This is a genomic window from Umezawaea endophytica, assembly GCF_025061645.1.
GTDB lineage: Bacteria > Actinomycetota > Actinomycetes > Mycobacteriales > Pseudonocardiaceae > Umezawaea > Umezawaea endophytica.
Genome location: NZ_JANYMP010000007.1, coordinates 25,561 through 50,562 on the forward strand (window position 1 = coordinate 25,561; position 25,002 = coordinate 50,562).

Consider the following 25,002-nt stretch of genomic DNA (forward strand, 5'->3'; position numbering starts at 1 on the left):
TGGCAGGCCTTCAGCGGCCCCCCACGCCGGTCGTCCTAGCAGGTCAGAAGCTCAGGTCACCCGGAAGGCGAGCGGTGCCGAACAGGTCGCCGGACGCCAGGTCGGCCCCGGCGGAGTGCCACGACGCGGCCTGCTCCTCGGTGTCCACCCCGCTGACGAGGATCGTCGCGCCCGACCCGTGCACCATCGCCGCCAGTTCGGTCGCGAACGGCGACGGGGCCAGCCGCACGGACCTCACCGGCAGCTCGTCCAGCAGCACGAGGTCGGCCGCGCCGCCACCGAAGCCGTCGAGCATCGTGGCCACGCCCATGTCGGCGAGCACGCCGAAGTTCTCGGCCGCCTCGGGCACCCGCAGCGCCTGCACCGACATGCCGATGGTCAGTTGCCCCGGCCGCAGCCCGGTCTCCTTGAGCACCCGGACCACGCGGTTGGTCAGGTCCGCGTCGGCGGCCTGGTGAGCCGTGAGGCCGACGATCAGCGGCACGTTCTTCCACCACACCGCCTGACCGCTCGACACCCGCAGCAGCCACTCGCCGAGGGGCAGGATCAGCCCGGTCTGCTCGGCGAGGGCCGCGCACCGGTCGTGGTCCAGCGGGCCGAGGTCGGGGTGGTCCCAGCGAAGCAGCGCCTCGACGCCCGCGGTCGCGCCGTCGGCGAGCCGCGCCACGGGCCGGTAGACCGCGACGACCTCGCCCTGCTCCCACGCGCCGGGCATCGACACGGCGAGCGCCTGCGCCTCGCGGTCGTGCGCGTCCTGGTCCGGGTGGTACAGCTCCCACTGGCCGCGCCTGGTCTTCGCGCGGCGCAGCGCCAAGTCGGCCGCGCGCAGCAGTTCGGTGGGGTCGAGGTCCGGCGACGGGCGGTGCACCACGCCGACGCTGACCGACACCGCCAGCCCGTGGCCGTCCACGAACGTCGGCTCGGCGAGTTCCGCGTTGATGTCCGCCACGATGGTCGCGACGTCCGGTGTCGTGGCCGAGTTCTCCAGCAGGACGCCGAACTCGTCGCCGTCGAAGCGGGCGATCATGGCCTTCTCCCGCGACAGCACCACCTTCAGGCACTGGGCGACGTGGACCAGCAGCCGGTCGCCCGCCTGCCTGCCGAGGCTGTTGCACACCATGCCGAACGCGTCCAGGTCGAGGTGCAGCAGCGTGACGCCGTGCTCCGGGTCGGCCCGCCGCAGCGCGGCCTCCAGGTTGCTGCCGAAGTACTGCCGGTTCGGCAGCCCGGTCAGCACGTCGTGCAGGACCTGTCGTTTCAGCTCGCCCTGGAGCAGCATCAGCTCGGTGCCGTCCTCCACCACGATGACGAGGTGGCTCGGCTCGTCGTCGGTGCCGCGCAGCAGCGACGTGGTCAGCGAGATCCGCGCGGTCTCCCCGTTCTTGCGGAGCAGGCGCTGCGACTGGCGGATCCTGGTCTCGGTGCCGTCGAGGAGCTGCCGCATCGCGTCGCGCAGCACGTCCGCCGAGTCCGGGTGCACGAGGTCGAACAGCGTGGTGCCGGTCAGCTCGGCCGGGAGGTAGCCGAGGATGTCGCCGATCGCGGCGTTCGCGCGCACGAGCTGGCCGTCCAGGCTGATGATCATGATGCCGCTGGACGAGGACGTGGCCACCTCGTCGAAGCGGGCCTCGCTCTCGCGCAGGTTGGACTTCGCGTCCCGCACGGCTTTGAACAGCGAGAGCTGCATGCTCTCCTGCTGCTCGATGACCGCGCGCTGGTTCGAGGCGAGGAAGCCGACCGCCAGCGCGCCGAGGCCCAGGACGATGCGCTCCGCCGTCGACTCGACCGGCTGGAACTCCGGCAGCGCCAGCAGGCCCTTGCCGAGCACCTCCAGCGTGCAGCGCAGCCCCGGTTCGCCGATGTAACCCAAGGCGCACAAGCGGTCGCCCACCCGTTCGAGCACCTTGGGGTCGTACTGCCCGGCCCCGATGCCGTCGCACACGGCGTCCAGTTGTTCGCCCAGTTCGCGGTCGAGCTCCTCGGCGGTCAGCGGGACGACGACGACACCGCTGAGGAGGTAGGTCCACTTGCGGGCGAGGGCTCGCCGCCTGCGCTCCGCGTCGGGCTGTGGAGAGGGGGTGTCCGGACTGTGGCCTGGGTTGGGCATGTTCGCTGGCCTACTCGGATATCGGGGTGCGCGGGAGTTTACCCACTGGCGGACTTCCCACGTTCGGCCGACAGCGTGAAGCAGAACCACACGATCGTGAGATCACCGCCGGTCAAGTGACTCTGCGCTATTTCTAGGACTTCACCCCGACGGCCGCGTACACCAGCATGTTCATGTCGGGGGAATCCGAGATGTCCGCGGGCCCTTCCGGCCGCCACTCGCCGCAGCCGACCAGACCGGGTTCCACGAGGTCGAAACCCTTGAGCAGAGCGCCGATCTCGGCGTGTGTGCGCAGGTTCATCTGGTCCTGGCTCCTGCTCCGCCTGATCACCTCGGTCGCGTCGGTCACCTCCCGGCCCTGGTGGTCGCCGGAGGCGTGGGTGACGGCCAGGTGGCTGCCGGGCGCGAGCGCGTCGCCGTAGCGGGCCAGCAGACCGGGCAGGTCCGACTCGTCGTCGACCCAGTGCAGCATCAGCAGCATCAGCAGGCCGACCGGTTCGTCGAAGTCCAGCAGGCGCCGCGCTTCCGGGCTGGCCAGGATGCTCTCCGGGTCGCGCATGTCCGCGTGCACGATGGCGGCGCGGTCGTTGCCCGCCAGCATCAACTCGCTGTGCGCCACCGCGATCGGGTCGCGGTCGACGTAGACGATCCGGCACTCCGGGTCCCGCGACTGCGCGACCTCGTGCACGTTGGACACGGTCGGGATGCCCGAGCCGATGTCGAGGAACTGGCGGATGCCCTGGTCCGCCATGAACCGCACCGCCCGCCCGAGGAACGCCCTGTTCACCCTGGCGGCCTGTCTCAGCCCCGGCATGATCTGCTCGATCTGGACGCCCACGGCGCGGTCGACGGCGAAGTTGTGACCGCCCCCGAGGATGTAGTCGTAGGTCCTCGCCATGCTCGGAACGGAAATGTCGACGTCCTGGGGGACCCAGTCCCGCTGCTGCGCCACGGTCGCACCTCATTCGGCTGGTGGAGCGCACGATCCTAGCTCCACCCCATCCGAAAGGGTTATGGCAACCGTGTGATCGGATGCCACCCGATCGGGTGCTGTGCGTTTCCGCCGAATAGCCCCTATGGTTGGCGACTCCATTCGGCTTCCCTTCGAGGAGCGACGATGTCCGTCCCGGTGGCTCACGGCCGCTGGCCTTTCGTCGGACACACCCCGTCGATGCTCAGGCAGCGGTTCCGCTTCACCTCGTCGCTGCGCGCCGAGGGCGACATCGTGCGGATCTATCTCGGGCCGATGGAAACGTATTTCGTGACGAGTCCGGAACTGGCGCACGAAGTGCTGGTCACCAAGGGTGGCAGTTTTCGCAAAGGCGCGATGTTCGACAAGTTCGTCCCCTACCTGGGCAATGGGCTGCTCCTCTCGAACGGCCCGTTCCACCGCGGGCAGCGCAGGCTCGTCCTGCCCGCGTTCCACCGCGAGCGGATCACCCGCTACGCCGCGACGATGGTCCGCGCGGCGGCCGACCTGGCCGGCTCGTGGACGCCCGGCGAGGTGCGCGTGGTCGAGGAGGACATGCAGGGGCTGGCGGTCACCGTCGTCGGCGAGGCCCTGTTCTCCACCGAGATGGGGGCGCGGGCGATCGAGGAGGTCCGCCGGTCCATCTTCGTGGTGATCAAGCAGGGCATGGTCCGCGCCCTGTCGCCCGCCTTCGTGGAGAAGCTGCCCGTTCCGGGGAACCGCGAGTTCGACCGGTCCGTCGCCCGCATGCGCGCCATCGTGCTCGACGTGGTCGCGAGCTGGCGGAACGACGGCCGCGACCACGGCGACGTGCTGTCGATGCTGCTGCTCGCCCAGGACGACGCGGGCTCGGGGATGACCGACCAGCAGACCTACGACGAGGTGCTGACGCTGCTCACCGCCGGGATCGAGACGACGGCGCTGGCGCTGGCGTGGATCTTCCACGAGGTCGCGCGCCACCCGGAGGTGGAGCGGCGGCTGGTCGCCGAGCTGGACGAGGTGCTGGGTGGCCGCCCGGTCTCCGCGGAGGACGTGCCGAGGCTCGTCTACACGCACCGGGTGGTGAACGAGGTCCTCCGGATGTATCCGATCTGGTTCATCATGCGCCGGGCCACCGCGGACGTCGACCTCGGTGGTGAGCGAATTCCCGAGGGCGCCGAAGTGATCGTGAGCCCGCACGCCCTCCACTTCGATCCGAATTCGTTCCCCGATCCCGATCGATTCGATCCGGACCGGTGGTCGCCCGATCGAGCCGATGACGTGCCGAAAGGCGCTTTTATTCCATTCGGCGCGGGCACGCGCCAGTGCGTCGGCAACGTCTTCGCGCAAACCGAGATCGTCATCACCGCGGCCACGGTGCTCGCGAAATGGCGATTGGTCCCCGTTCCGGAACGACCGGTTCGGGTGAAGTTCACCTCCGCCGCCTATCCCGTCGGGCTGGCGATGAAAGCAGTTCCCCGTCACTAGTTGGAGGTAGTTCTCCGTGCGTTCGCTGTTATTCCGCCGGCTGTGCGCCACCGCGCTGCTCGCCGCCGGAACCGGTCTCGTCGCACCCGCCGCACCGGCGTCCTCGGCCACCACCACCTGCGAGGAGGTGCGCGTTCCGGTCACGGTCGCGGGAACGGCGCAGACCATGTACGGCAAGCTGTGCGCCCCGCAGGGCGCGACGGCGGTGCAGGTGCTGATCCCCGGCGGGACCTACAACGGGTCCTACTGGGACATCGCGTACACGCCGGAGACCCGCTCGTACCGGCAGAGCATGAACAACGCGGGCTACGCCACCCTGGCCGTCGACCGGCTGGGCACCGGCAGGAGCTCCAAGCCGCTCAGCGCGCTGGTCACGGCGAGCGCGCAGGCTTCCGCCGTGCACCAGGTGATCCAGACCCTGCGACCGCGGTTCGCCAAGGTGTTCGTCGGCGGTCACTCGATCGGCTCGGCGATGGCGATGATCGAGGCGGGCACGTACCAGGACGTCGACGGCGTGATCGTCACCGGCATGACGCACCGGATGAACCTGATCACCGTGCTCCCCGTGCTGGCCAACATGATCCCGGCGCCGCTGGACCTCAAGTTCCTCGGCTCGACGCTTGACCTGGGCTACCTGACGACCGCTCCCGGCACGCGCTACCGGGCGTTCCACAACCCCGGCCAGAACGTCGCGGGCGCGATGGCCTACGACGAGTCCACAAAGGACGTCTTCGCCGCCACCGAGGCCGTCGACACGATCCTGCTGACCAACGTGGTGATCCCGTTCACCCAGCGGATCACCGTGCCCGTGCTGCTCGTGGTCGGCGACGGCGACACGCACTTCTGCGGCCAACCGCTGGGCAGCGACTGCTCGTCGGCCGCCGCGCTGCGCGCGTCCGAAGCGCCGTTCTTCTCCACCTCGGCGCGGTTGGAGACCTATGTGCTGCCCGGCTACGGGCACTCCATCAACTACGCGCCCAACGCCCCGACCTACCACCAGGTCGTCAAGGACTGGGCCCGGACCGTCGGCTGACCCGACCGGGGTGGCCCGCCGTCATGCGCGCCACCCCGGTCAGCCGCCGACGTCAGGACCGCTCGTGGGGCAGCTTCTCGCCCGCTTCCACGGCGAACGCGAGCCGGTTGCCCTCGGGCGGCAGCGGGCAGGTGGCGAAGTCCGTGAACGCGCACGGCAGGTTGACCGCCCGGTTGAAGTCGAGCACGACCCCGCCGTCGGCGTCCGGTTCCCCCACGCCGAGCGACCGGTTCGCCGCGTAGGTGGTGACGCCGCTGGTGGCGTCGGTGAACAGGATGCTCAGCCCGCTCCCCTTGCCGTTGAACGCCGTCAGCGCGTGCTCGACGCCGTCGTGGGTGAACCGCACGACACCGGGGGCGGTGTACACGTGGCTCAGCCCCGCGACGACCGCGCCGACCGTGGTGGGCCGGGGCTCGTCGAACGGCTCGAACCGGCCCCGCAGCACCCACTCGTCGTTCGGCTCGTACGCGGGCACGCCGTGGAAGTCCCGCAGCACCGGCGCCTTCGGGTCGTGCACCCGGATCAGGTAGCCCGACCGGTTCGCCACCTCGATCTCCACGTCACCGGCCGACACGCGCGTCCCCGCGCCGCTGTTGACCAGCTCGAAGCGGCGCAGGCCGACGACGGGCTCGCCCTCGTGGACCAGCTCGGCCCCCTCGGGGTCGAGGTAGGCGGCCTCCGCGTCCTGCCACCACAGGCCGGGCAGGTCCCCGTAGCGCCGCGGGGTGTCGTCCAGCCAGTCCAGCGACACCAGCGCCAGCCAGCCGTGCGGGTCGGCCAGCGCCCGCTCCCGCTCGGTCTTCCACTCCTGCCACTCGTCCACGAACTGCCGCGCGCTCATCGCCGTCCCCTCGTCCGTCACCGCACACCTTCCAAACACTCGAACGACCGCGGGCCGCGACTATTCCTCGTTCCACCCAGTGGACTCCTCGGCAGCGCACTTGCCAAGTCCACAGTGGATCATCGAGCACAGGTTTCACTTCGTGGGACAGTTGATCTTACTCTGCACCGGCCGCGCGGTGGCCGCTAGGTTCGCCGCTGCACGGGCCCACCTGCATGGGGAGAAACCGATGGCGCAGCAGAACTCCGGGGACGAGACCGCGTCTCCCCCACCCTCCCGAAGGCTCGACGAGGACTGGCTGGCGGTGGTGGTCGGCCTGGCTCTGGTCGCGCTCGCCCTGCTCGGCGTCATCCCGACCGGGCTGGTGCCGTGATGACGGCCTCGACGGGCACCACCCGCCGGTCCCCGCTGCTGTGGGCCCTGCTCGGCGTCGTCGCGGTCCTCGCGCTGTCGGCCGTCGTCCGCTGGCTGTCGAAGGCCGTGCCCGCGTGGACCAAGGGCACCGGGCTGGAGGGCGTCGGCGCCGCGATCGAGTACCCGGTCTACGCGATCCTGCTGGGCCTGCTGGGCAACGCGGTCCTGGGCGCGACCGGGCTGCGCGACCGGCTCTCCGGCGGTTTCCGCACCGAGTTCTTCATCAAGACCGGCCTGGTGCTGCTCGGCGCGTCGATCAACCTGTCCGTCATCGCCCAGGCTGCGGGCCCGGCGCTGGTCCAGTCGGTGCTGCTGATCTCCATCGTGTTCGGCTTCGCCTGGTGGCTCGGCGGTCGCGCCGGCCTCGACGACAAGCTGCGGGCGCTGCTCGCGTCGGCGGTGGCCATCTGCGGTGTCAGCGCGGCCATCGCCGCGGCCGGTGCGGTGCAGGCGAAGAAGGAGCAGCTCGCCTACAGCGCGAGCCTGGTCATCGTGTTCGCGCTGCCGTCCATCTTCCTGGTGCCGTGGCTGGCCGAGCTGATCGGCCTGCCCGCCGCGGTCGCGGGCGCGTGGATCGGCGGCAACATCGACACCACCGCGGCGGTGACGGCCGCCGGGGCGCTGGCGGGCGAGCAACAGCTCCAGATCGCGACCATCGTGAAGGTCACGCAGAACGCGCTGCTCGGCGTCGTCGCGGTCGCCCTCACGGCGTACTTCGCCCTGCGCGTCGACCGCGCCGCCGCGACCACCGAGCCGGTCGCGCGCCAGTTGTGGCGGCGCTTCCCCAAGTTCGTCCTGGGTTTCCTCGCCACGTCGGTCATCGCGACGGTGTACCTGGCCGCCGTCCCCGCCGCGGAGGGCAAGGCCGCCATCGGCGTCGTGAACGACCTGCGGACGTGGTTCCTCATCCTCGCGTTCGTCTCGATCGGACTGGAGTTCCGCGTGTCCACGCTGCGGCAGGCCGGGTGGCGCCCGGTCGGCGTCTTCGCCGCGGCGACCGTGGTGAACCTGCTGGCAGCACTGGGTTTGGCGGCCCTGCTGTTCTGGAACTTCAGCGCCTGAACCATCCCACCGATGCCCGGCGACCTCCCGAGGTCGCCGGGCATCGGTGTTTCAAGGGTGATCCACACGGGTATGCCCACTCGGCCTGGGAGACAAGGAGTGAACCGTGCACCTCGCGACGTACGTGGGCCTGCTCGACCACGCCGAGCGCTCGCTCGCCGACGCCTTCCGACTGGTCGCGACGAACGACGCGGTCGACCCGGACGTCGCTCGCGCCTGCGAGAGCCTGGCCGCCGCGAGCGACCGGCACGTCGACCGGCTCGCCCCCGTCGTGCGGCGCTACGGCGAGCGCGATGGCGTCGAACCGAAGGCCATGGGCCTCAAGACCACCCGCCCCGGCGGGCCAGGCCTGCTGCGCGACCTGCTGGACGTCTACGCGCTCGCGTCGTTCGTCGACCTGACGTGGACGATCGTGGCCCACGTGGCGCGCGGTCTGCGCGACAGCGCGCTGCTGGACGTGGCGGAGTCGTGCGAGCAGGAGACGGACCGGCAGCTCGTGTGGCTGCGCGCGCGGGTGAAGCACTCCGCGCCGCGCGTGCTCATCCCGGCGCCGTGACGCGTCACGCGGTCGTCCAAGCGGTCAAGTGCGCGCTCGTGGCGGTGCTCGCCTGGCTGCTCGCGGACCGGGTACTCGGTCTGCCCCAACCGTTCCTCGCGCCGTACGCGGCCGTGCTGATGATCGAGTCGACCGTCTACCGGTCGGTCAAGGGCTCGGTCCAGCAGGTGGCGGCCACGGCGTCCGCCGTGCTGCTGGCGTTCGTGGTATCCCGGATCGTCCCGGACACCGCAGCGGCGCTGGGCGTGGCGGTGCTCACGGGCGTGCTGCTCGGCCGGTGGTCCGTCTTCGGCGAAGGGGGCCGGTGGATCGGCGTCACGGCGGTGCTGGTCCTCACCACGAGCGGCGCCACCGACGGCGTGCTGCTGGTGGACCGGCTGCTGGAGACCGCACTCGGCGTCGCGCTCGGGACGGTCGTCAACGCGCTCGTGCTGCCCCCGACGTACTCGCGGTGGGCCGGGTCGGCGACCTCCGACCTCGTCCGCGAGCTGCGCGGGGTGCTGACCGGGTTGGCGAGGGCCCTGCGCGACACGGAGACGCCGCGCGACCCGCAGGCCTGGGTGCGGCGGGTGCGGCGGTCCGAACACCTCGTGCGGCGGGCGGAGGAGGCGGTCGGCTGGAGCGACGAGGCCGACCACCTGAACGTGCGCCGCGCGCGCCGCGACCGCAACTCCCACGACACCGCCGAAGCGGGCCTGCGCGAGGCCTGGCCGCGGCTGGTGCAGATCACTGAGGCGGTGCGCTCCGGCGCCGACTCCGGCCCGGTCGACCGCTACCCCGGCCGCGAGTCGCGCGCGGAGTACGCCGACCTGCTCGACGCGCTCGCGGACGTCGTCGGCGAGGTCGAGGTCCGGGGCGAGGAGTTCGAGCACGCGGTCACCCGCACCAGGGACCAGCTCAAGGCGCTGGACGAGCGCGTGACCACGGACCCCGACCAGTCACCGGGCTCGGCGCGCGGCCTGGGCGTGATGCTGCTGCCCGCACGGGCGGCGCTCGACGCGCTGACGCGGAGCTAGCGCGCCCGACCCCGACGACGGAGCCGCACGACGAAGGCCGGTGGACACCTCGCTGGTCCGCCGGCGGTTCGGCCTCGACTCGCGCGTGACGACGACCGGGGCCCGCTCAGCCGACCACCGGCGGATCAGCGACGACTCGCACGTGCCGTAAACCGCGCACGAGATCCGCCGCACCGGCCACGGCTCGCACGTGCCGTGGACCTCAGCCCCGCAGCACCTACCACCAGCGGACCAGCCACGACTCGCGCGTGGCCTGATCCGCCGAGCCGCTACCCGGCCGAGTGACCGCAAACCACCTCGGCCCAGATCGTCTTCCCCCACGACCGCACGGCACTCCCCCACCGCTGCGCCAACTGGTCCACCATGACCAGACCACGGCCGCGGTTCGCGCCGAAGCGGGACAACCCGAGCACCGGCAGGTGCGACGGATCCGCGTCGGCGACCTCCATACGCACCAGTTTCCGCTGGTCAGGAACCCACAGCCGGGCGAACAGCGGTTGGACGCCGTGGTCGTAGGCGTTGCTGACCAGCTCGGTGGCGAGCAGTTCGACGTCCTCGACGCAGTCCGGGTCCTCGGCCGCCAGCATCACCCGGATCCGCGCGCGCAGATCGGCCAGCGGCGGTACCGCGTGGCGTTGGAGATCCACGTCGATCCGCGCCGGGTGCGCCCTAGAGCCCGTCATCGCACTTCGACCTCACGCCCGTCGTCCCCCAGTGATCCCCCGCCGGTCCGCTGACGGCCGGCTCGTCGTGCTCATCGGACGGGTGAACAGCCGTCCCAGTTCCACGGCGCGACGCACACCAAAAGACCGGGGTTCCCGTTCCCGGACCGGCCAAACCCCTGGAACCGCGAGTTCCGGACGGGTTGCTGTTGGGCCGTTCGGGGTATTCGGCCTGGGTGTCCAAAGCCCAACCCCAGGAGTGCACCATGCGCCTTCCCACGCCACGAGGTCCGGTGAGCGAAGCCCTCGCGGACGGACTGCGCGGGTCCACCCCCCTGTCGATCGCGGTTCCCGACGTCCCGGTGGATCGAGTCCTGCACGACGACGACCTCCAGCTCTCGCTGTGGATCTGCTACGAGATGCACTACCGGGGCTTCGACGGCGTCGCCGACTCCTGGGAGTGGGACCCGTCGCTGATCGCGCTCCGCCGGGAGCTGGAAGCGCCGTGGCTGCGCGCCCTGCGACGGCTCGCCCCGCCGCGGGTCGTGGAGCCGGACGCGGTGCCCGCCGCGCTGGCCGAACTCGTCGCGGCCGACGACGGTCCTCCGCTCGCGGGTTTCCTCCAGCGGGAGGCCACGGTCGAGCAGTTCCGGGAGTTCGTGGCGCAGCGCTCGGTCTACCACCTGAAGGAGGCCGACCCCCATTCGTGGGCGATCCCCCGGATGACGGGCCCGACCAAGGCGGCGCTGGTGGAGATCCAGGCGGACGAGTACGGCGGCGGGCGGGTGGAGCGGATGCACTCCGAGCTGTTCCGCGCCGTCATGCGCGCGCTCGACCTGGACGACGCCTACGGCCGGTACGTGGACGACGCGGCCGCGGTGACGCTGGCCGTGACCAACACGATCTCGCTGTTCGGCCTGCGCCGGGAACTGGGCGGCGCGCTCGTCGGCCACCTGGCGGCGTTCGAGATGACCTCCTCGCTGCCGAACCGCCGCTACGGCAACGGACTGCGCCGCCTGGGCGGGGACGCGACGGCGACCAGGTTCTACGACGAGCACGTGGAGGCCGACGCGGTGCACGAGCAGATCGCCGCGCACGACCTGTGCGGCGGTTACGCGCGACAGCACCCGGAGGCGGCGTCGGAGATCCTATTCGGGGCCGCGGCGTGCCTCGCGGTCGAGGCCGAGTTCGGCCGCCACCTGCTGGACCGGTGGGCCGGGAATCCCTTGTCCCGCACGGCCTGAGATCGGGTTGTGTGGGATCGAGCGGGAGCGGGTAACCCGTTCTTGTGGGCAGATCAACGGAAAGCCGCGCGACCATCACGTCCTATGAGGACGGACCGCTGCTCGTGCGCGGTGATTTCGAGCTGCGCACGCAGTCGGGCGAGGTGATCGACGGAGGACGTGGCACCGTGGCGCTGTGCCGCTGTGGACTCTCCGCGATCAAGCCGCTGTGCGACGGAACCCACAAGGCGGGCAAGTTCCACGCTTCCGGTGGAGATCGCGAACGGTGATCCCCGGCACGTGTGAACCCGGCGAGGTCGGGTATGCCCCACCCAAGTACCACAACGGACAAACAGGAGGAAGCGTGACGACGATCGAGAAGTCGGTAGACGTGGAAGTCCCCGTCACGACCGCCTACAACCAGTGGACGCAGTTCGAGTCCCTCCCGGCGTTCATGGAGGGCGTCGAGAAGATCAACCAGCTCAGCGCCACCCGCACCCACTGGGTCACGAAGATCGGCGGTGTCAGCCGCGAGTTCGACGCCGAGATCACCGAGCAGCACCCGGACGAGCGGATCGCCTGGCACACCGTGGGTGACACGGAAGAGGGCACGTCGCACGGCGGTGTGGTGACCTTCCACCGCATCAGCGACACCACCACCAGGGTCAACCTCCAGATGGAGTACCAGCCGGAGTCCTTCGTCGAGAAGGCCGGAGCCGCGCTCGGCGTGGTGGGCAGCCGGGTGAAGGGCGACCTGGACCGCTTCAAGGACTTCATCGAGCAGCAGGGCACCGAGACGGGTGCCTGGCGCGGTGACGTCGACGCGGCGCCGCAGCACCGCACCGGCCATCCCGAGGACGGTCGCGGTGAGCCGCCGCTGGCGAGCGGTTCGCCGATCCTCTAGCGATACCAGGCTTCGAGGGCCCGGTGCGGACTCCGCACCGGGCCCTCGCGCGTCCGCCCACCGTGCGGCACGGCCGTTCGGGCAACACAATGACGATCACCACCGACAACACTGGAGGCGCACATGCCGGAACCCGTCCTGCAAATCGTCATCGGCAGCACCAGGCCGGGCAGGGCAGGTGGCCCCGTCGCCGCGTGGTTCGCCGGGGAGGCGAGGGCGCACGGCGGGTTCACCGTCGAGGTGGTCGACCTCGCCGAGGTGGCGCTGCCGATGTTCGACGAGCCGAACCACCCGATGACCGGCAAGTACGTGCACGACCACACGGAGGCGTGGAGCGAGGTCGTCCGCCGCGCCTCCGCCTACGTGTTCGTCACGCCGGAGTACAACAACGGCTACCCCGCGCCGCTGAAGAACGCGATCGACTACCTCAACGCCGAGTGGCGGGACAAGCCCGTCGGCTTCGTGTCCTACGGCGGCGTGTCGGCGGGCACGCGGGCCGTGGCGCAGCTCAAGCAGGTCGTGACCACGCTCCGGATGGTGCCGGTCCAGGACGCGGTGAACATCCCGTTCATCCAGCAGTTCGTCGCCGACGGCGTCCTGACGCCCAATGACGTGATGACCTCGGCGTCGAAGGTGATGCTCGACGAGCTGGTGAAGCTGAGCACCGCCCTGTCCGCCATTCGAGACTGACTGGCGAGGACTCACTACTTTCGTCAGTTCTCCCGAACACCGGCCGTCGAAACAATGCGGGTTGTCCGCGCACCTGTTCCGACGGGAGACCCGACGTGGCACGACCTTCCCCGACCCGCCGCGGCTTGACCGCGCTGGTGGTGGCCGCCACCGCCAGCGCCCTGATGCCCTTCGCAGGCACGGCCTCGGCCGCGGACAACCCGTGGACCAAGGTCGACGGCGCCGCGGCCCGGTCGGCCGCGCAGGCCGACGTCCGCACCGACCGGTTCACCGGGTACACCCTCGACCGGGCCGCGCTGGCGGCGGACCTCGACGGGTCGGCGGAGCTGGAGGTCGTGCTGCCGACGCCCGCGGGCACGTTCGAGCGCTTCGCGCTGGCCGACGCGCCGGTGATGGAGCCCGAACTGGCGGCGAGGCACCCGGAGATCAGGACGTACGCCGGCCGGGGCTTGGACGACCCGACCGCGTCGGTCCGCGCGGACCTGACGCCGCTGGGCTTCCACGCCTCGGTGCGGTCGCCGCGGGGCCAGTGGTTCGTCGACCCGTACTCCCACCGCGACCAAGGGCTCTACGCGAGCTTCTACGGCCACGACCTCAACCCGGTCGGGCCGCTGCGGGAGACCGACGTCGACCGCGTGGCGCGGGCGGTCCACCCCGTCGGCACCTCACCGGTCGTGCGCCTGCGCACCTACCGGCTGGCGCTCGTCACCGACCCGTCCTACGCCCGCTACTTCGGCGCGGAGAACGTGACCGCCGCCAAGGTGACGCTGGTCAACCGCGTCGCGCAGGTCTACGAGGACGAGACCGCGATCCGACTGCTGCTCGTCAAGGACAGTGACAAGACGAACCTCGACACCGAAGCGCTGGCCACCGGCCCGAACGGTCCGTGCGGCGCCGCGCCTTGCTACACGCCCAAGGAGCTGTCGACCTGCGGGATCGAGACGCTCGGCCGCAACGCGACCGTGCTCGGCCAGTTGATCGGCGCCGCGAACTACGACATCGGGCACATCGCGCTGGGCGTCAACGGCGGCGGCGTCGCGGGGCAGGGCGTCGGCGGCGCCGAGAAGGCCGTGGGGTGCACCGGGCTGCCCACGCCCGTCGGCGACTTCTTCGCGGTCGACTACGTGGCGCACGAGATGGGCCACCAGTTCTCCGCGAACCACACGTTCGACGGCGACCAGTGGAGCTGCGGCGGCGGCAACCGCAGCGCGGGCACGTCCTACGAGCCGGGCAGCGGGTCGTCGATCATGGCGTACGCGGGCATCTGCCGCCAGGACAACCTCCAGCGCCACAGCGACCCGTACTGGTCGCACGGCAGCCACACCGAGATCACCTCGTACGTGTCGGCGGCCCTGCCGCGCGACACCGAGGTGCAGAACGTCGCGCTGCGCGACTTCGACGGCGCCGACTCGTTCTCGGTGACCTACCGGGGCCGGACGTCCACCCCGATCGCGCACGGCGCAGGCTACACCCCGGAGGCGATCAAGGCCGCCGTCGAGGCGATCCTGCCCAGGGGCGCGGAGGTCTCCGTCGCGGGCTTCGGCGACAACGACTACCGCCCGACCCCGTTCGACGACACCGGCTTCCAGGTCACGTTCGGCGGCACCCTCGCGGGCCTGGACGTGCCCGCGCTCGGCGTCGTGGCGACCGGCGCGACCGGCTTCGTCGGCGAGACGACCCAGGGCGGGCCGCAGGACAACGGCGGCCACCGCGTCCAGTCCACCCGCAACCACCCGCCCGTCGTGGTCACGGCGAAGAAGCACACGATCCCGGCGCGCACGCCGTTCGCGCTGACCGGCAGGGCTATCGACCCCGACGGCGACCCCGTGACCTACCTGTGGGAGCAGAACGACCTCGGTGACGACAACGGCACGTCGTTGGTGGACAACACCAAGACCGCCGGTCCGCTGTTCCGCGTGTTCGGCACCACCGCCGTCGTCACCGACGCGGACGCGCTGAAGTACTACTCCCCCGGCGAGAACACGGTGACCACCGACCCGAGGCGCGTCTTCCCCGACCTGGCGCAGATCGCGGCGGGCCACACCAACGCGGCCACGGGCGCGTGCCCGGCCGCACCCCCGCCGCCCACGACCGGCAGCGGGACGAACCTGACGCCCGACCTGGTCGACTGCTACTCGGAGTTCCTGCCCACGAGCGACTGGGTCGGCGTCGACGGCTCCCGCACCCTGCACTTCAAGCTCACCGCCCGCGACGGCGCGCAGGGCGGGGGCGGGATCGGCAGCGCCGACACGGCACTGGTCGTCGCACCGGGCACCGGCCCGTTCCTGGTGACCTCGCAGGGTTCGGCGACCGCCTACCGGGGCGGGTCGAGGCAGGCGGTCACCTGGGACGTGGCGGGCACCGGCGCGGCGCCGATCGGGACGAAGGCCGTGCGGATCACGTTCTCCACCGACGGCGGCCTGACGTTCCCGCACGTGCTGGCGAGCCGGACCCGCAACGACGGGTCGGAGACCGTGACCCTGCCCAGGATCTCGACGACCAAGGGCCGGATCAGGGTCGAGGCCGTGGGCAACGTCTTCTTCGACCTGAACGACGCGGACATCACCGTGACCGGCTGAGCACCCCGGCGGTCCTCCTCGGAGCGGCGGCGGCCGGCGGGAATCCGGTGGATCATGGCTTTCCGGCCAGTTCCACCGGGTGAGCGCCGTCGTTAGCGTCGAGTCACCGAAACGAGGAGGACCGGCTCGATGGTGCACGCGCAAGTCGTTCTGTTCGACGGGTTTGACCCGTTGGACGTCATCGCCCCGTACGAGGTGCTGGAGGCCGCGGGCACGGCCACCGAAGGGTTGCTGACGGTCGAACTGGTGTCGGCCGAAGGCCCGCGCGAGGTGCCGAGCGGGCTCGCGTCGGTGTCGCTGCGGGCGACCGCGGCGCTGGACCCAGCCCGTGCGGACCTGGTCGTCGTGCCGGGCGCGCTGGGACGGCTCCCCGACGATGACGAGCCAACCGACGACAGCATCCCGGTGATCCTGGCCCGCACGCTCGAAACCGCGCTGCCCACCCTGCTCGGGGAGGCGCTCGACCGGCCGGGGCTGACGGTGGCCACGGTGTGCGGCGGTTCGCTGGTCCTGGCGATGGCGGGGCTGATCGAGGGTCGTCCGGCGACGACCCACCACCTCGGCCTCGACCTGCTCGGCGCCACCGGCGCGGTGGCCGTCGACGCCCGCGTCGTCGACGACGGCGACCTGGTGACCGGCTCGTCGGTCACGTCGGGCCTGGACCTGGCACTGCACTTGGTGGAACGCGAACTGGGTCCCCGCGTGGCCCACGCCGTGGAGAAGCTCATCGCGCACGAGCGCCGCGGCGTGGTGTGGCGCCCCACCGGCGTCGAACCGACGGTGGGGGTCTGACCATGTCGGTGGAAGGCACCTGGGACCTCGTGGTCGACACGCCGCTCGGCAAGCAGCGGGCGGTGCTCGAACTGTCCACTCGGGACGGTGAGTTGCGCGGCACCGCCCGCGACCTCAAGCACGGCGAGGAGGTCGAACTGGTCGACCTCGTGGTCGACGGCGACCGCCTGACCTGGACGCAGAGCATCACCAAGCCCATGCGGCTGAACCTCGCGTTCGACGTCACGGTGGGCGGCGACGAGATGACCGGCCACTCGAAGGCGGGCAGGCTCCCCCGGTCCAAGGTCAGCGGGCACCGCGCCGCCCCGGAAGGCGGCCGACCTTGACGCTGCCGACCACCCCGTGGGCCACGGAGGCCCTCGCGCTCCTGCGGGCCTCGGTCTCGGAACCCGTCGCCAACCACAGCGTGCGGGCGTTCCTGTTCGCGGACCTGCTGGCCGGGCACTGGGACGTGCGCGGGCGGTACGACCCGGAGGCGCTGTTCTACGCCACCGTCCTCCACGACATCGGGCTCAGCCGCCGGGGCGCCGAGCGGCCGGACCGGTTCGAGGTCGCGGGCGCGGACATCGCCGCGGAGTTCCTCCAGGACAACGGCGTCGCGCAGGAGACGGTCGACGACGTCTGGGAGGCCATCGCGCTGCACACGTCGGCGGGGATCAGCTCCCGGCGGGGGCTGGTGTGCCGACTGACGGCCGCGGGCACCGCGCTGGACTTCGGCGTGGACTCGGAGTTCGTCACCGACGAGGTGGCGGCGGGCATCCACGCCGAGTACCCGCGGCTCGGGACGGGGTCGACCCTGCACACCGAGATCCTGGGGCAGGCGAAGGAGAACCCGGCCAAGGCACCGCTGGCCTCGCTCGCGCACCTCTTCCTCGTGACCGAGTCGACGGACGACGAGATCCTCCCCGCCCGCTGGGGCGACTGACCAGTCACCCGTCCACCAGGCGCTCGGCCAGTGCCCACAGCCTGCCGCCGAGCGCCTGGTCGGCGAGCAGCGGCGAACCCTCGGCGGGCAGACCGCGGACGAAGTAGCGGCCGTCGACGTCCTCTTCGGACCCGACGAGGTCCACGAGTCGGCGCGCCCCCTGGGCCGGGGAGTCGAGCACGGGTGACGCGACGACCTTCAGCACGGCGCCGAGACCGCCCAGGTAGCGGCCGAAGTTCGAGGCCATGATGCCGGGGTGGAAGTCGGCCACGGTGGTTCCGGGGTGCCGTCGGCCGAGTTCGCGGAGCAGCACCCCGCCGACGAGCTTGGCGCGGGCGTAGACCTGGTGGGGTCCCAGACCGTTGGCGCTCAGGGCGATCCGGTCCAGGTGGTCCGGCGCGGGGAGGGTGGCACCCGTGTGGGAGCGCGACGAGGTCGCGACGACCCGGCCGCCGTCCAGGAGCGGGAGGAGCAGGCGGGTCAGCAGCCACGGGCCGAGGGCGTTCGCCTGGAGCACCGGCTCGATCCCGTCGGCGGTCAGGGCCTTGTCCCGTGGGATGCCGCCCGCGTTCGCGGCGAGGACGTCGACGCGCGGCACCGTGTCGAGCAGCCTGCTCGCGAGGTCGCGGACGTCGGCGAGCCGGGTGAAGTCCGCGGTGTGGCCGGTGACGCCGAGTTCCGCCGCCAGCGCGGCGGTCCGGTCGGGCGACCTGCCCACCAGGACGACCCGTGCGCCGAGGCGGTGCAGCGCGCGAGCGGCCTCGGCCCCGAGGCCGGAACTGGCGCCGGTGATGACGACGATCTTGCCGGTGAGGTCTTTCACTTCGCTCCGTGGAGGACGACGTGCCGCCGGACGACGGAGTCGTCGTCCACGGCGTCGAGCAGGAACCGCGCCACGTCGGCGCGGGCGATCCCGAGCGGGCTCGGGGTGGTGACGGCGGTGGCCGCCCGCCACCGGTCCGTGGGGTCGCCGTCGGTCAGCGCGCCGAAGTACGCGACCGTCCACAGCAGACCGGAGGTGGTCACGGCCTCCTCGGCCGCGTCGAAGTCGCGGTAGTCGCGCCGGATCAGCGTGGCGGCGACCGCGCGGACCAGCGGTGACGCTGCCCCACGACTGCGGCCGCTGCCCCAGGCCAGCGGGACGACCACGCGCGGCACGGCGGCGGCCACGAGGTTCTCCATCGCCGCGGCGACCACGGTGGGACCGCGTTTCCCCTTGAGCCACAACGGGTTTCCCAACGCGGACACGACGGCGTCGTGACCGGCGGCGGCCTCGCGGACGCGCTGCGGCTGCTCGGCGACCGAGCCGGTCGCGACCGCCAGCGCGGGGTGGTCCGGCAGTCCGGCGGTGTTCCGGACGAACGCGGTGACCCGGTGCCCGTCGGCGAGCGCACGGGCCACCACCTGCCGCCCGAGCCTGCCGTTCGCCCCGACGACGAAGATCCTCTTCACCCGGCCGACGCTAACCGCGGGTGACCCGTTCGGGTAGTGGCGCGATTGCCAGCCGACAACGGATTCTCGCCACCAGTGTTGATCTGGGCTCACCGTGGTGATGGCTGGCCAGGAGGTTTGGCGAGAACCCGTCGCTTCCCTATGGTTCAGCCATGCACACCATCGCCGTGCTGGCACTGGACAAGGTCGTGCCGTTCGACCTGACGACCCCGATCGAGGTGTTCACCCGCGCCGAACTGCCCGGCGGGCACCCCGCCTACCGGGTCCGGGTCTGCGCGAACACGCCGCTCGTCGACGCCGGGGCGTTCACCGTCAAGGCGCACTGGGGCCTGGACGCCCTGGTCGGCGCGGACACGATCATCCTGCCCGGCTGCTCCGACGTCACGGTGCCGATCCCGGACGACGTCGTCGCGGCGCTGAGGACCGCCGCGGCCAACGGCACGCGCATCGCGTCGATCTGCTCGGGCGCGTTCATCCTCGCCGCCACGGGCCTGCTCGACGGCCTGCGCGCCACGACGCACTGGCTCGCCGCGCCCGCGCTCGCCGAGCGGTACCCGCTGGTCGACGTCGACCCGGACGTCCTCTACGTCGACAACGGCCAGTTCCTCACCTCGGCGGGCGCGGCGGCCGGGCTCGACCTCTGCCTCCACCTCGTCCGCCGCGACCACGGCTCCGCGGTGGCCGCCCAGGCCGCGCGCCTGTCCGTCATGCCGCTGGAGCGCGAGGGCGGGCAGGCCCAGTTCATCGTCGGCGACCAGTTCCCCACGCCACGGGGCTCGCTCCTGGAGCCGGTGCTGCGCTGGATGGACGAGAGCTGCGACAAGGACCTCACGCTGGAGGACATCGCGGCGCACGCGAACATGAGCACCCGCACCCTCAACCGCCGCTTCCGCGAGCAGACCGGCACCACCCCCCTGCGCTGGCTGAACCGGGCCAGGATCCGGCGAGCGCAGCACCTGCTGGAGTCCACGACCCACTCGGTCGACCGGATCGCGGGCCAGGTCGGGTTCGGCTCCCCCACGGCGTTCCGCGACCAGTTCAAGCGCGTCGTCGGCACCAGCCCCAGCGCTTACCGGGGCGCGTTCCAGGCGTCCGGCACCTGAGCGGGAACTACGCCGGGCCCCACGGGGTGACGTCACCGAGCGGGACCAGGCACTCACCTGCTGGGATGGCGGCATGACCAGGCTGCCCCGCTCGACGCCCGCCGACCTCGACCCGGCCCAGCGCGAGCTGTACGACGCCATCACCGGTGGACCACGCGCGGCCGGGCCGCAGCCGGTCCCCCTGACCGACGACGCGGGCGCGTTGAACGGCCCGTTCAACGCCATGCTGGTCGCGCCGCCGGTGGGACAGGCGCTCCAGGGCCTCGGCGCGGCCATCCGCTACCGGACCACGCTGAGCGACCGCGTGCGCGAGATGGCGATCCTCGCCGTCGCGACCAGGTGGGACTCCGAGTTCGAGCGGTACGCCCACGAGCCCGTCGCGAAGCTGGCGGGCGTGACCGAGGACCAGCTCGACGCGCTGCGCCGGTCCACCGTGCCGGACCTCCCCGACGACGAGCGCCAGGCGCTGACCGTGGTGTTCGCCCTACTCCGCGACGGGGACGTGGACGACGCGACGTACGCCGAGGCCGTATCCGCCATCGGCGCCAGGGCGGTCTTCGAGCTGACCGCCCTGGTGGGCTACTACGCGACGCTCGCGCTCCAACTGCGGGTCTTCCGCGTCACCGCACCGGCCCCGTGAGATCGCGCCTCACGTGGTCCAGGAACTCGGCGAAGGTCTGGACGCCCCTGGTGTACGGGCCGTCCGGCAGCAGTCCGCCCGCCGCCATCCGCTTGCCCGCCTGTCCGGGCAGCCGGATCGGGACGAGCACCTTGCGCTCGCCGCGCGCCCGGACGTACCGCCGGGTCATGTCCGCCATCCACAGCTCCTCCGGCCCGGCGATCGGCTGGACGTACCCGCCCGCGGGCTTCAGCACGAGGTCGACCAGCGCCGCGGCGACCTCGGCCGCGGCGACGGGCCGGGAGAGCATCCTCGGCACCGGGACGAACGGGCCGACCGCGCCCTCGATCAGCGAGTCGGGGAACTCGTGGAACTGGGTGGCCCGCAGGATCGTCCACGGCAGCGGACCGCCGCTGACCAGCTTCTCCTGCTCGCGCTTGCCGAAGTAGTACCCGAGGTCGACCTCGTCGACACCGACGATGGACAGCACCACGACGTGGTCGATCCCGGCGTCGACACCCGCCGCGAGGAGGTTCCTCGCCACCGCGCCGAAGAAGTCGACCGAGACCGCCCTCCTCATCGTCGTCACGTTGCTCGCGTCGACCACGGCGGCGCACCCTGCCAGCGCCGCCGCCAGCCCCGCGCCGGTGGTCAGGTCGACCCCGCGCGAGCGCGAGAGGACGACGGGCTCGTGACCGGCCTCCGCGAGCCGGTCCACGACCATCGTGCCGATCAACCCGGTCCCGCCCGCGACAGCGACCCGCATGGCGAACTCCTTCCCTCGTGACGACGGCGTTCACGCCGCTCACAAGGGAGGACACCGCGGACCGCGCGGACGTGACAGCCCGCCGCTGAGCCGCCGGTCACATCACCGGGGCGTCCCGGCGCGCACCTCCTGGGCGGTGAGCGGCCGGATCACCAGGGAGTAGGAGTAGTCCTGGTCGGCGCGGACCTGGTAGCGGGCCCGGACCGGGTTGGGGGTGTCGCCGACGCCGGTGGCCGCGTGGTCGGCGTGCAGGGTGGTCCAGCCCGCGTTGCGCTTCAGCTCGAACGGGTACGCCGCGCGGTCCAGCTCGTCGTACGGCGTGACGCTGACGTCGTTCGCGCCGGACACGAGGAGTCCGCCGGACCGGCCGTCGGTGAGCAGGGCCCACCGGGTGTCGGTGTGGTTGCCGTGGTCCTGCGGCCGGTAGTAGTCGACGTACTGCTGGTCGACCGTCGACCGGTGGACGCCGATCGGGGTGCCGTCCTTGCGGTCGTTGTAGCTCTCCTGCGGCCCGCGGCCGTACCAGGCGAACTGCTGGAACCTGTCCGGCACGGCCAGGGTGACGCCGATCCGCGGCAGGTACGGCAGGGTGCGGACCGCGCCGCGCGGGCTGACCTGGTGCGCCAGCCGGATCGTCCCGGCCGCGTCGATCCGGTAGGTCATGACCTGGCCGAAGGACGCGTCCGGGCGGTCGGGGGCCGCGACCGCGGCGCGCACCTCGACCACGGCTCCCCCGGCCGGGTCGGGAGTCGCGGTCACCGATTCCACCGAGGTGCGGAGCCGGTCGAGCCCGGCCGCGCGCCACAGCTCGCCCTCGGCCGTGCCCCACGAGTAGATCTCGTTGCTGATCGGCGCCCGCCACACGTCGAGCGCCGGCCCGGACGTCAGGAGTTGCGTGCCGCGCACCTCCATCGAGTCGAGCGTGCCCGCGGCCTTGTCGAACGCGTAGCGGAAACCGGGCCCGGACACCTCGACCTGGTCGGGGTCGTCCTCCAGCACGACGGTCCCCTGCCCGTCCGGCGGCCGGACGCCCGGCACCACCGTGCCGCCGAGCGGGAACTGGTCGTGCGCGTGGACCTCGCCGGACACCTCGACGTTCAGGAAGCGCTCCACGTCACCGGGATTGGCCGGGACGGGCACGCGGACGGTCGCGGTGGCGCCCGGCGCGACGTCGAGCGTCTGACGGCCCTGGGCGACCTCCTTGGTCCCCTCGACCACCTTCCAGCGCAGCCGCGACCCCGCCGTGGAGGCGAACGACCGCTCGTTGTGGACGCTCAGCACGCCGTCGGCGTAGGAGAACCGCAGCGGCTGGTGCACCCAGGCGAGCTGGGCGGTCTCGGGTTGCAGGAAGCGGTCCGAGCCGATCAGACCGTCCACACCGGACAGGCTCTGACCGTTGGACAGGTACGTGCCCCTCGTCTCGAAGGTGTCGAAGTCCAGCGCCAGCACGGCGTCCGAGGCCGGGTCGCCGCCCGCGCCGATCACGTCGGCCGGCAGCGCGCGGTCGTAGATCCGCACGTCGTCGACGACGCCGTTGGCCATCCGGCCCGAGTAGTTGTCCTGCATGACCTCCGGGTTGCGGCCGATGTTGACCTCGTAGTGCGTCCGGTCGATCGTGCCGGTGAACGGCGTGCTGCCGACCTGGGCGCCGTCGATGAACAGCTTCAGCGCCACGCCGTCGTACGTGCCGGTGAGCCGGTGCCAGTTCCCGTAGAAGTCGGCGGGCACCTGCGCGTGCACGGTCCGCCACGTTCCGCTGTGGACGAAGAACTCCAGCGTGGTCCGGTCCTTCATCTTCAGCGCGTAGGCGTGGTCGCCCTTGGCGATGATCGTGAAGTCACCGGTCCAGGTGTCCGGCTTGACCCAGGCGTCCAGGGTCAGCGCGGTGCCGGTGATCTCCAGCCGCGGATCCCGGTACACCTCGACGAAGTCGTCCAGGCCCGACAGGTCCAGCGCCTTGCCGCGATGCCCGTCCACCACCTCCGGTTTGCCGTTGAGGTGGGTCAGGATGTCGTTGCCCGACCCGTCCGGGGTGACCTTCACGTCCTGGCGGATGTTCTGCTCCGCCCAGTCCCAGATGAAGCCGCCCTGCAACTGCGGGTTCGCCCGGATGACGTCCCAGAACTCGCGGAAGTTGCCGAGGCTGTTGCCCATGGCGTGCGCGTACTCGCCGAGGATCACCGGCTTCGTCGTCGACACCGCCTGCTGCGCCAGCCGTTCCGGTGACGGGTAGCGCGGGCCCCAGACGTCGGCGTAGGGCGCGTCGCCGTCCGGCGAGTTGGACTGGTGGTACAGCGGTCGCGTCGGGTCGTTCTTCTTCGCCCAGTCGGCCATCGCGTAGTGGCCCGCGCCGAGACCGGCCTCGTTGCCGGTGTCCCAGAGGAACACGCTCGGGTGGTTCTTGTCCCGCTGCACCATCGCGACGAAGCGTTCGAGGTAGGCGTCCTGCCACTCCGGCTTGTCCGCGAGGCACTCCGTCGGGCACCACTCGTGGGCGTGGGTCTCGATGTCGACCTCGTCGTCGATCCACAGCCCCTCGCGGTCGGCGAGGTCGTAGAAGTACGGGTCGGACGGGTAGTGCGAGGTGCGGACCGCGTTGACGTTGAGCTGCTTCATCAGCCGCACGTCCTGCTCCTGGCGCGCCCTGGGCACGTGGCGGCCGTGGTCCGGGTCGGTCTCCGCCCGGTTGACCCCCTTGAACAGCACGCGCTTCCCGTTCACCTTGAGCTGCCGGTCGGCGACGGTGATCTCGCGGAACCCGACCGCCTCGCTGGTGACGTGCCCGCCGACGGACAGCACCAGCGTGTACAGGTCCGGCGTCTCGTCGGTCCACTTCGCCGGGTCGCGCACCTGCTGCGACAACGTCACCTCGTCGGCATCGGTGGTCCCGCGGAACGCGGCGACCTCACGGCCGTGCGGGTCGCGCAGCGAGGCGTTCACCGTCAGCGGCCCGCTCCGGTCGCGGGTCAGCGACACGCGGGCCTTCAGCGTGGCGTCGGTGTAGGTGTCGTCCAGGTCGGTCGTCACGGCGACGTCGCGGATGTGCGTCCGGGGCGTGGCGTAGAGCCACACCGAGCGGAAGATCCCGCTGTAGCGCCACTGGTCGACGTCCTCCAGGTAGGAGCCGGAGCCCCAGCGGTGCACCTGGACCGCGATCCGGTTGCGGCCGGGGCGCAGCGCGGAGGAGATGTCGAACTCGGCGGGCGTGTAGCCGCCCTGGTCGTAGCCGAGGTACTTCCCGTTGACCCACACGAAGTAGCCGGACGTCACGCCCTCGAAGCGGAGGAACGTGCTGCGGTCGCGCCAGTTCGCGGGCACGTCGAAGTCCCGCGCGTACGCGCCGGTCGGGTTCAGGTCCTTGGGGGCGAACGGCGGGTTGTCGGGCTGGATCTCCTCGGAGATGTTGCGGAACACCGGGTGGTCGAGCCCGGCGGTCTGCCAGGTGTGCGGCACCGTCGTGTCCTGCCACCCGCTGACGTCGTAGCCGTCCGCGAAGAAGCCGTCGGGCACGTCCTGCGGCACGTCGGCCATCGCGATCTTCCACTGGCCGTCGAGCGACGCGGTGTACGGCGTCCGCTCCTCCCGCCGCGCCGCCGAGGCCACGTCCGCGTAGGGCCGCAGCTCCGCGTGCGGCGCCTGCTGGCCCTCGCCGGTCATCCGCGGGTTGTCGAGGTAGGCGTAGGCGTCCGGGGCCACCGCTCTGGCTCCTTGGGCCTCGGTCACCACGCTCGCGACGAGGCAGACGGAGAGCAGGGCGGTCAGGAGTGCGCGCATCCGGGTCCTCCAAGACTCCACACGGTCAACCAAGAAGTAACGAAGAC

General features: G+C 71.6%; 24 protein-coding genes. 16 read left to right on the forward strand and 8 right to left on the reverse strand.

What is annotated here, in order from left to right; translation table 11 throughout:
* Nucleotides 1-43: 43 nt before the first annotated feature.
* Together NZH93_RS16365 and NZH93_RS16370 are read right to left on the reverse strand one after the other, a co-directional pair.
* Nucleotides 44-2,107, reverse strand: a complete 2,064-nt coding sequence (locus NZH93_RS16365; RefSeq protein ID WP_259623948.1) for a putative bifunctional diguanylate cyclase/phosphodiesterase — start codon at nucleotides 2,105-2,107, stop codon at nucleotides 44-46.
* Nucleotides 2,108-2,240: 133 nt separating this feature from the next.
* Nucleotides 2,241-3,059: an SAM-dependent methyltransferase gene (locus NZH93_RS16370; protein ID WP_259623949.1), complete on the reverse strand. Its 819-nt coding sequence runs from the start codon at nucleotides 3,057-3,059 to the stop codon at nucleotides 2,241-2,243.
* A 165-nt stretch (nucleotides 3,060-3,224) separates the two neighbouring features.
* Here NZH93_RS16370 and NZH93_RS16375 point away from each other — a divergent pair, with 165 nt between their 5' ends.
* Both NZH93_RS16375 and NZH93_RS16380 read left to right on the forward strand, forming a co-directional pair.
* Nucleotides 3,225-4,544, forward strand: a complete 1,320-nt coding sequence (locus NZH93_RS16375) for a cytochrome P450 (RefSeq protein WP_259623950.1) — start codon at nucleotides 3,225-3,227, stop codon at nucleotides 4,542-4,544.
* A gap of 16 nt (nucleotides 4,545-4,560) precedes the next feature.
* Entirely contained in the window at nucleotides 4,561-5,577 is a 1,017-nt protein-coding gene (locus NZH93_RS16380) for an alpha/beta hydrolase (RefSeq protein ID WP_259623951.1), read from the forward strand.
* 52 nt (nucleotides 5,578-5,629) lie between these two features.
* Here the strand turns inward: NZH93_RS16380 and NZH93_RS16385 are convergent, their stop codons facing one another.
* On the reverse strand, nucleotides 5,630-6,418 hold the full coding sequence (locus NZH93_RS16385; RefSeq protein ID WP_259624261.1) for a DUF1684 domain-containing protein: 789 nt from the start codon (nucleotides 6,416-6,418) through the stop codon (nucleotides 5,630-5,632).
* Nucleotides 6,419-6,647: 229 nt separating this feature from the next.
* Here NZH93_RS16385 and NZH93_RS16390 point away from each other — a divergent pair, with 229 nt between their 5' ends.
* From NZH93_RS16390 to NZH93_RS16405, 4 genes are all read left to right on the forward strand, one after another.
* The gene (locus tag NZH93_RS16390) at nucleotides 6,648-6,791 is read left to right on the forward strand and encodes a hypothetical protein (RefSeq protein ID WP_259623952.1); all 144 of its coding nucleotides are present in this window, start codon (nucleotides 6,648-6,650) and stop codon (nucleotides 6,789-6,791) included.
* Nucleotides 6,791-7,894: a YeiH family protein gene (locus tag NZH93_RS16395; RefSeq protein WP_259623953.1), complete on the forward strand. Its 1,104-nt coding sequence runs from the start codon at nucleotides 6,791-6,793 to the stop codon at nucleotides 7,892-7,894. The genes NZH93_RS16390 and NZH93_RS16395 overlap by 1 nt, the downstream gene beginning before the upstream one ends.
* A gap of 106 nt (nucleotides 7,895-8,000) precedes the next feature.
* Nucleotides 8,001-8,450 (forward strand): hypothetical protein, encoded by a 450-nt coding sequence (locus NZH93_RS16400; RefSeq protein WP_259623954.1) that lies wholly within the window; start codon nucleotides 8,001-8,003, stop codon nucleotides 8,448-8,450.
* The gene (locus NZH93_RS16405; protein WP_259623955.1) at nucleotides 8,447-9,466 is read left to right on the forward strand and encodes an FUSC family protein; all 1,020 of its coding nucleotides are present in this window, start codon (nucleotides 8,447-8,449) and stop codon (nucleotides 9,464-9,466) included. Before NZH93_RS16400 ends, NZH93_RS16405 begins: the two co-directional genes overlap by 4 nt.
* Before the next feature lie 269 nt (nucleotides 9,467-9,735).
* Here NZH93_RS16405 and NZH93_RS16410 read toward each other — a convergent pair whose 3' ends face one another.
* Nucleotides 9,736-10,149, reverse strand: coding sequence for an ATP-binding protein (locus tag NZH93_RS16410; protein ID WP_259623956.1), 414 nt, complete (start codon nucleotides 10,147-10,149; stop codon nucleotides 9,736-9,738).
* 272 nt (nucleotides 10,150-10,421) lie between these two features.
* Between NZH93_RS16410 and NZH93_RS16415 the strand changes: the two genes are divergently transcribed.
* The 8 genes from NZH93_RS16415 (at nucleotide 10,422) to NZH93_RS16450 (ending at nucleotide 17,241) form a co-directional block, all read left to right on the forward strand.
* The gene (locus NZH93_RS16415) at nucleotides 10,422-11,372 is read left to right on the forward strand and encodes an iron-containing redox enzyme family protein (protein ID WP_259623957.1); all 951 of its coding nucleotides are present in this window, start codon (nucleotides 10,422-10,424) and stop codon (nucleotides 11,370-11,372) included.
* 44 nt (nucleotides 11,373-11,416) lie between these two features.
* Nucleotides 11,417-11,641, forward strand: a complete 225-nt coding sequence (locus NZH93_RS16420) for a CDGSH iron-sulfur domain-containing protein (RefSeq protein ID WP_259623958.1) — start codon at nucleotides 11,417-11,419, stop codon at nucleotides 11,639-11,641.
* Nucleotides 11,642-11,715: 74 nt separating this feature from the next.
* Nucleotides 11,716-12,255 (forward strand): SRPBCC family protein, encoded by a 540-nt coding sequence (locus tag NZH93_RS16425; protein WP_259623959.1) that lies wholly within the window; start codon nucleotides 11,716-11,718, stop codon nucleotides 12,253-12,255.
* 123 nt (nucleotides 12,256-12,378) lie between these two features.
* Nucleotides 12,379-12,945, forward strand: a complete 567-nt coding sequence (locus NZH93_RS16430; protein WP_259623960.1) for an NADPH-dependent FMN reductase — start codon at nucleotides 12,379-12,381, stop codon at nucleotides 12,943-12,945.
* A 95-nt stretch (nucleotides 12,946-13,040) separates the two neighbouring features.
* On the forward strand, nucleotides 13,041-15,524 hold the full coding sequence (locus tag NZH93_RS16435; protein WP_259623961.1) for a reprolysin-like metallopeptidase: 2,484 nt from the start codon (nucleotides 13,041-13,043) through the stop codon (nucleotides 15,522-15,524).
* Between the two features lie 132 nt (nucleotides 15,525-15,656).
* Nucleotides 15,657-16,316, forward strand: coding sequence for a DJ-1/PfpI family protein (locus tag NZH93_RS16440; RefSeq protein WP_259624262.1), 660 nt, complete (start codon nucleotides 15,657-15,659; stop codon nucleotides 16,314-16,316).
* Between the two features lie 2 nt (nucleotides 16,317-16,318).
* Complete coding sequence (locus tag NZH93_RS16445) at nucleotides 16,319-16,642, forward strand: hypothetical protein (RefSeq protein ID WP_259623962.1); 324 nt, start codon at nucleotides 16,319-16,321, stop codon at nucleotides 16,640-16,642.
* Nucleotides 16,639-17,241: an HD domain-containing protein gene (locus NZH93_RS16450; protein WP_259623963.1), complete on the forward strand. Its 603-nt coding sequence runs from the start codon at nucleotides 16,639-16,641 to the stop codon at nucleotides 17,239-17,241. Before NZH93_RS16445 ends, NZH93_RS16450 begins: the two co-directional genes overlap by 4 nt.
* A 4-nt stretch (nucleotides 17,242-17,245) precedes the next feature.
* On the opposite strand, the gene NZH93_RS16455 is transcribed toward NZH93_RS16450, so the two are convergent.
* A complete protein-coding gene (locus NZH93_RS16455) occupies nucleotides 17,246-18,064 on the reverse strand; it encodes an SDR family NAD(P)-dependent oxidoreductase (protein WP_259623964.1) in 819 nt (272 codons plus the stop codon).
* Nucleotides 18,061-18,693, reverse strand: coding sequence for an NAD(P)-dependent oxidoreductase (locus NZH93_RS16460; protein WP_259623965.1), 633 nt, complete (start codon nucleotides 18,691-18,693; stop codon nucleotides 18,061-18,063). Before NZH93_RS16460 ends, NZH93_RS16455 begins: the two co-directional genes overlap by 4 nt.
* Before the next feature lie 152 nt (nucleotides 18,694-18,845).
* On the opposite strand from NZH93_RS16460, the gene NZH93_RS16465 reads away from it, so the two are divergent.
* Both NZH93_RS16465 and NZH93_RS16470 read left to right on the forward strand, forming a co-directional pair.
* Nucleotides 18,846-19,796, forward strand: a complete 951-nt coding sequence (locus NZH93_RS16465; RefSeq protein WP_259623966.1) for a GlxA family transcriptional regulator — start codon at nucleotides 18,846-18,848, stop codon at nucleotides 19,794-19,796.
* Between the two features lie 73 nt (nucleotides 19,797-19,869).
* Complete coding sequence (locus NZH93_RS16470; RefSeq protein WP_259623967.1) at nucleotides 19,870-20,436, forward strand: carboxymuconolactone decarboxylase family protein; 567 nt, start codon at nucleotides 19,870-19,872, stop codon at nucleotides 20,434-20,436.
* Here NZH93_RS16470 and NZH93_RS16475 read toward each other — a convergent pair.
* Both NZH93_RS16475 and NZH93_RS16480 read right to left on the reverse strand, forming a co-directional pair.
* Nucleotides 20,417-21,181, reverse strand: coding sequence for an SDR family oxidoreductase (locus NZH93_RS16475; protein WP_259623968.1), 765 nt, complete (start codon nucleotides 21,179-21,181; stop codon nucleotides 20,417-20,419). The two genes, NZH93_RS16470 and NZH93_RS16475, sit on opposite strands and share 20 nt — an antisense overlap.
* A gap of 102 nt (nucleotides 21,182-21,283) precedes the next feature.
* Nucleotides 21,284-24,955 (reverse strand): glycoside hydrolase family 2 TIM barrel-domain containing protein, encoded by a 3,672-nt coding sequence (locus NZH93_RS16480; RefSeq protein ID WP_259623969.1) that lies wholly within the window; start codon nucleotides 24,953-24,955, stop codon nucleotides 21,284-21,286.
* Nucleotides 24,956-25,002 lie beyond the last annotated feature (47 nt).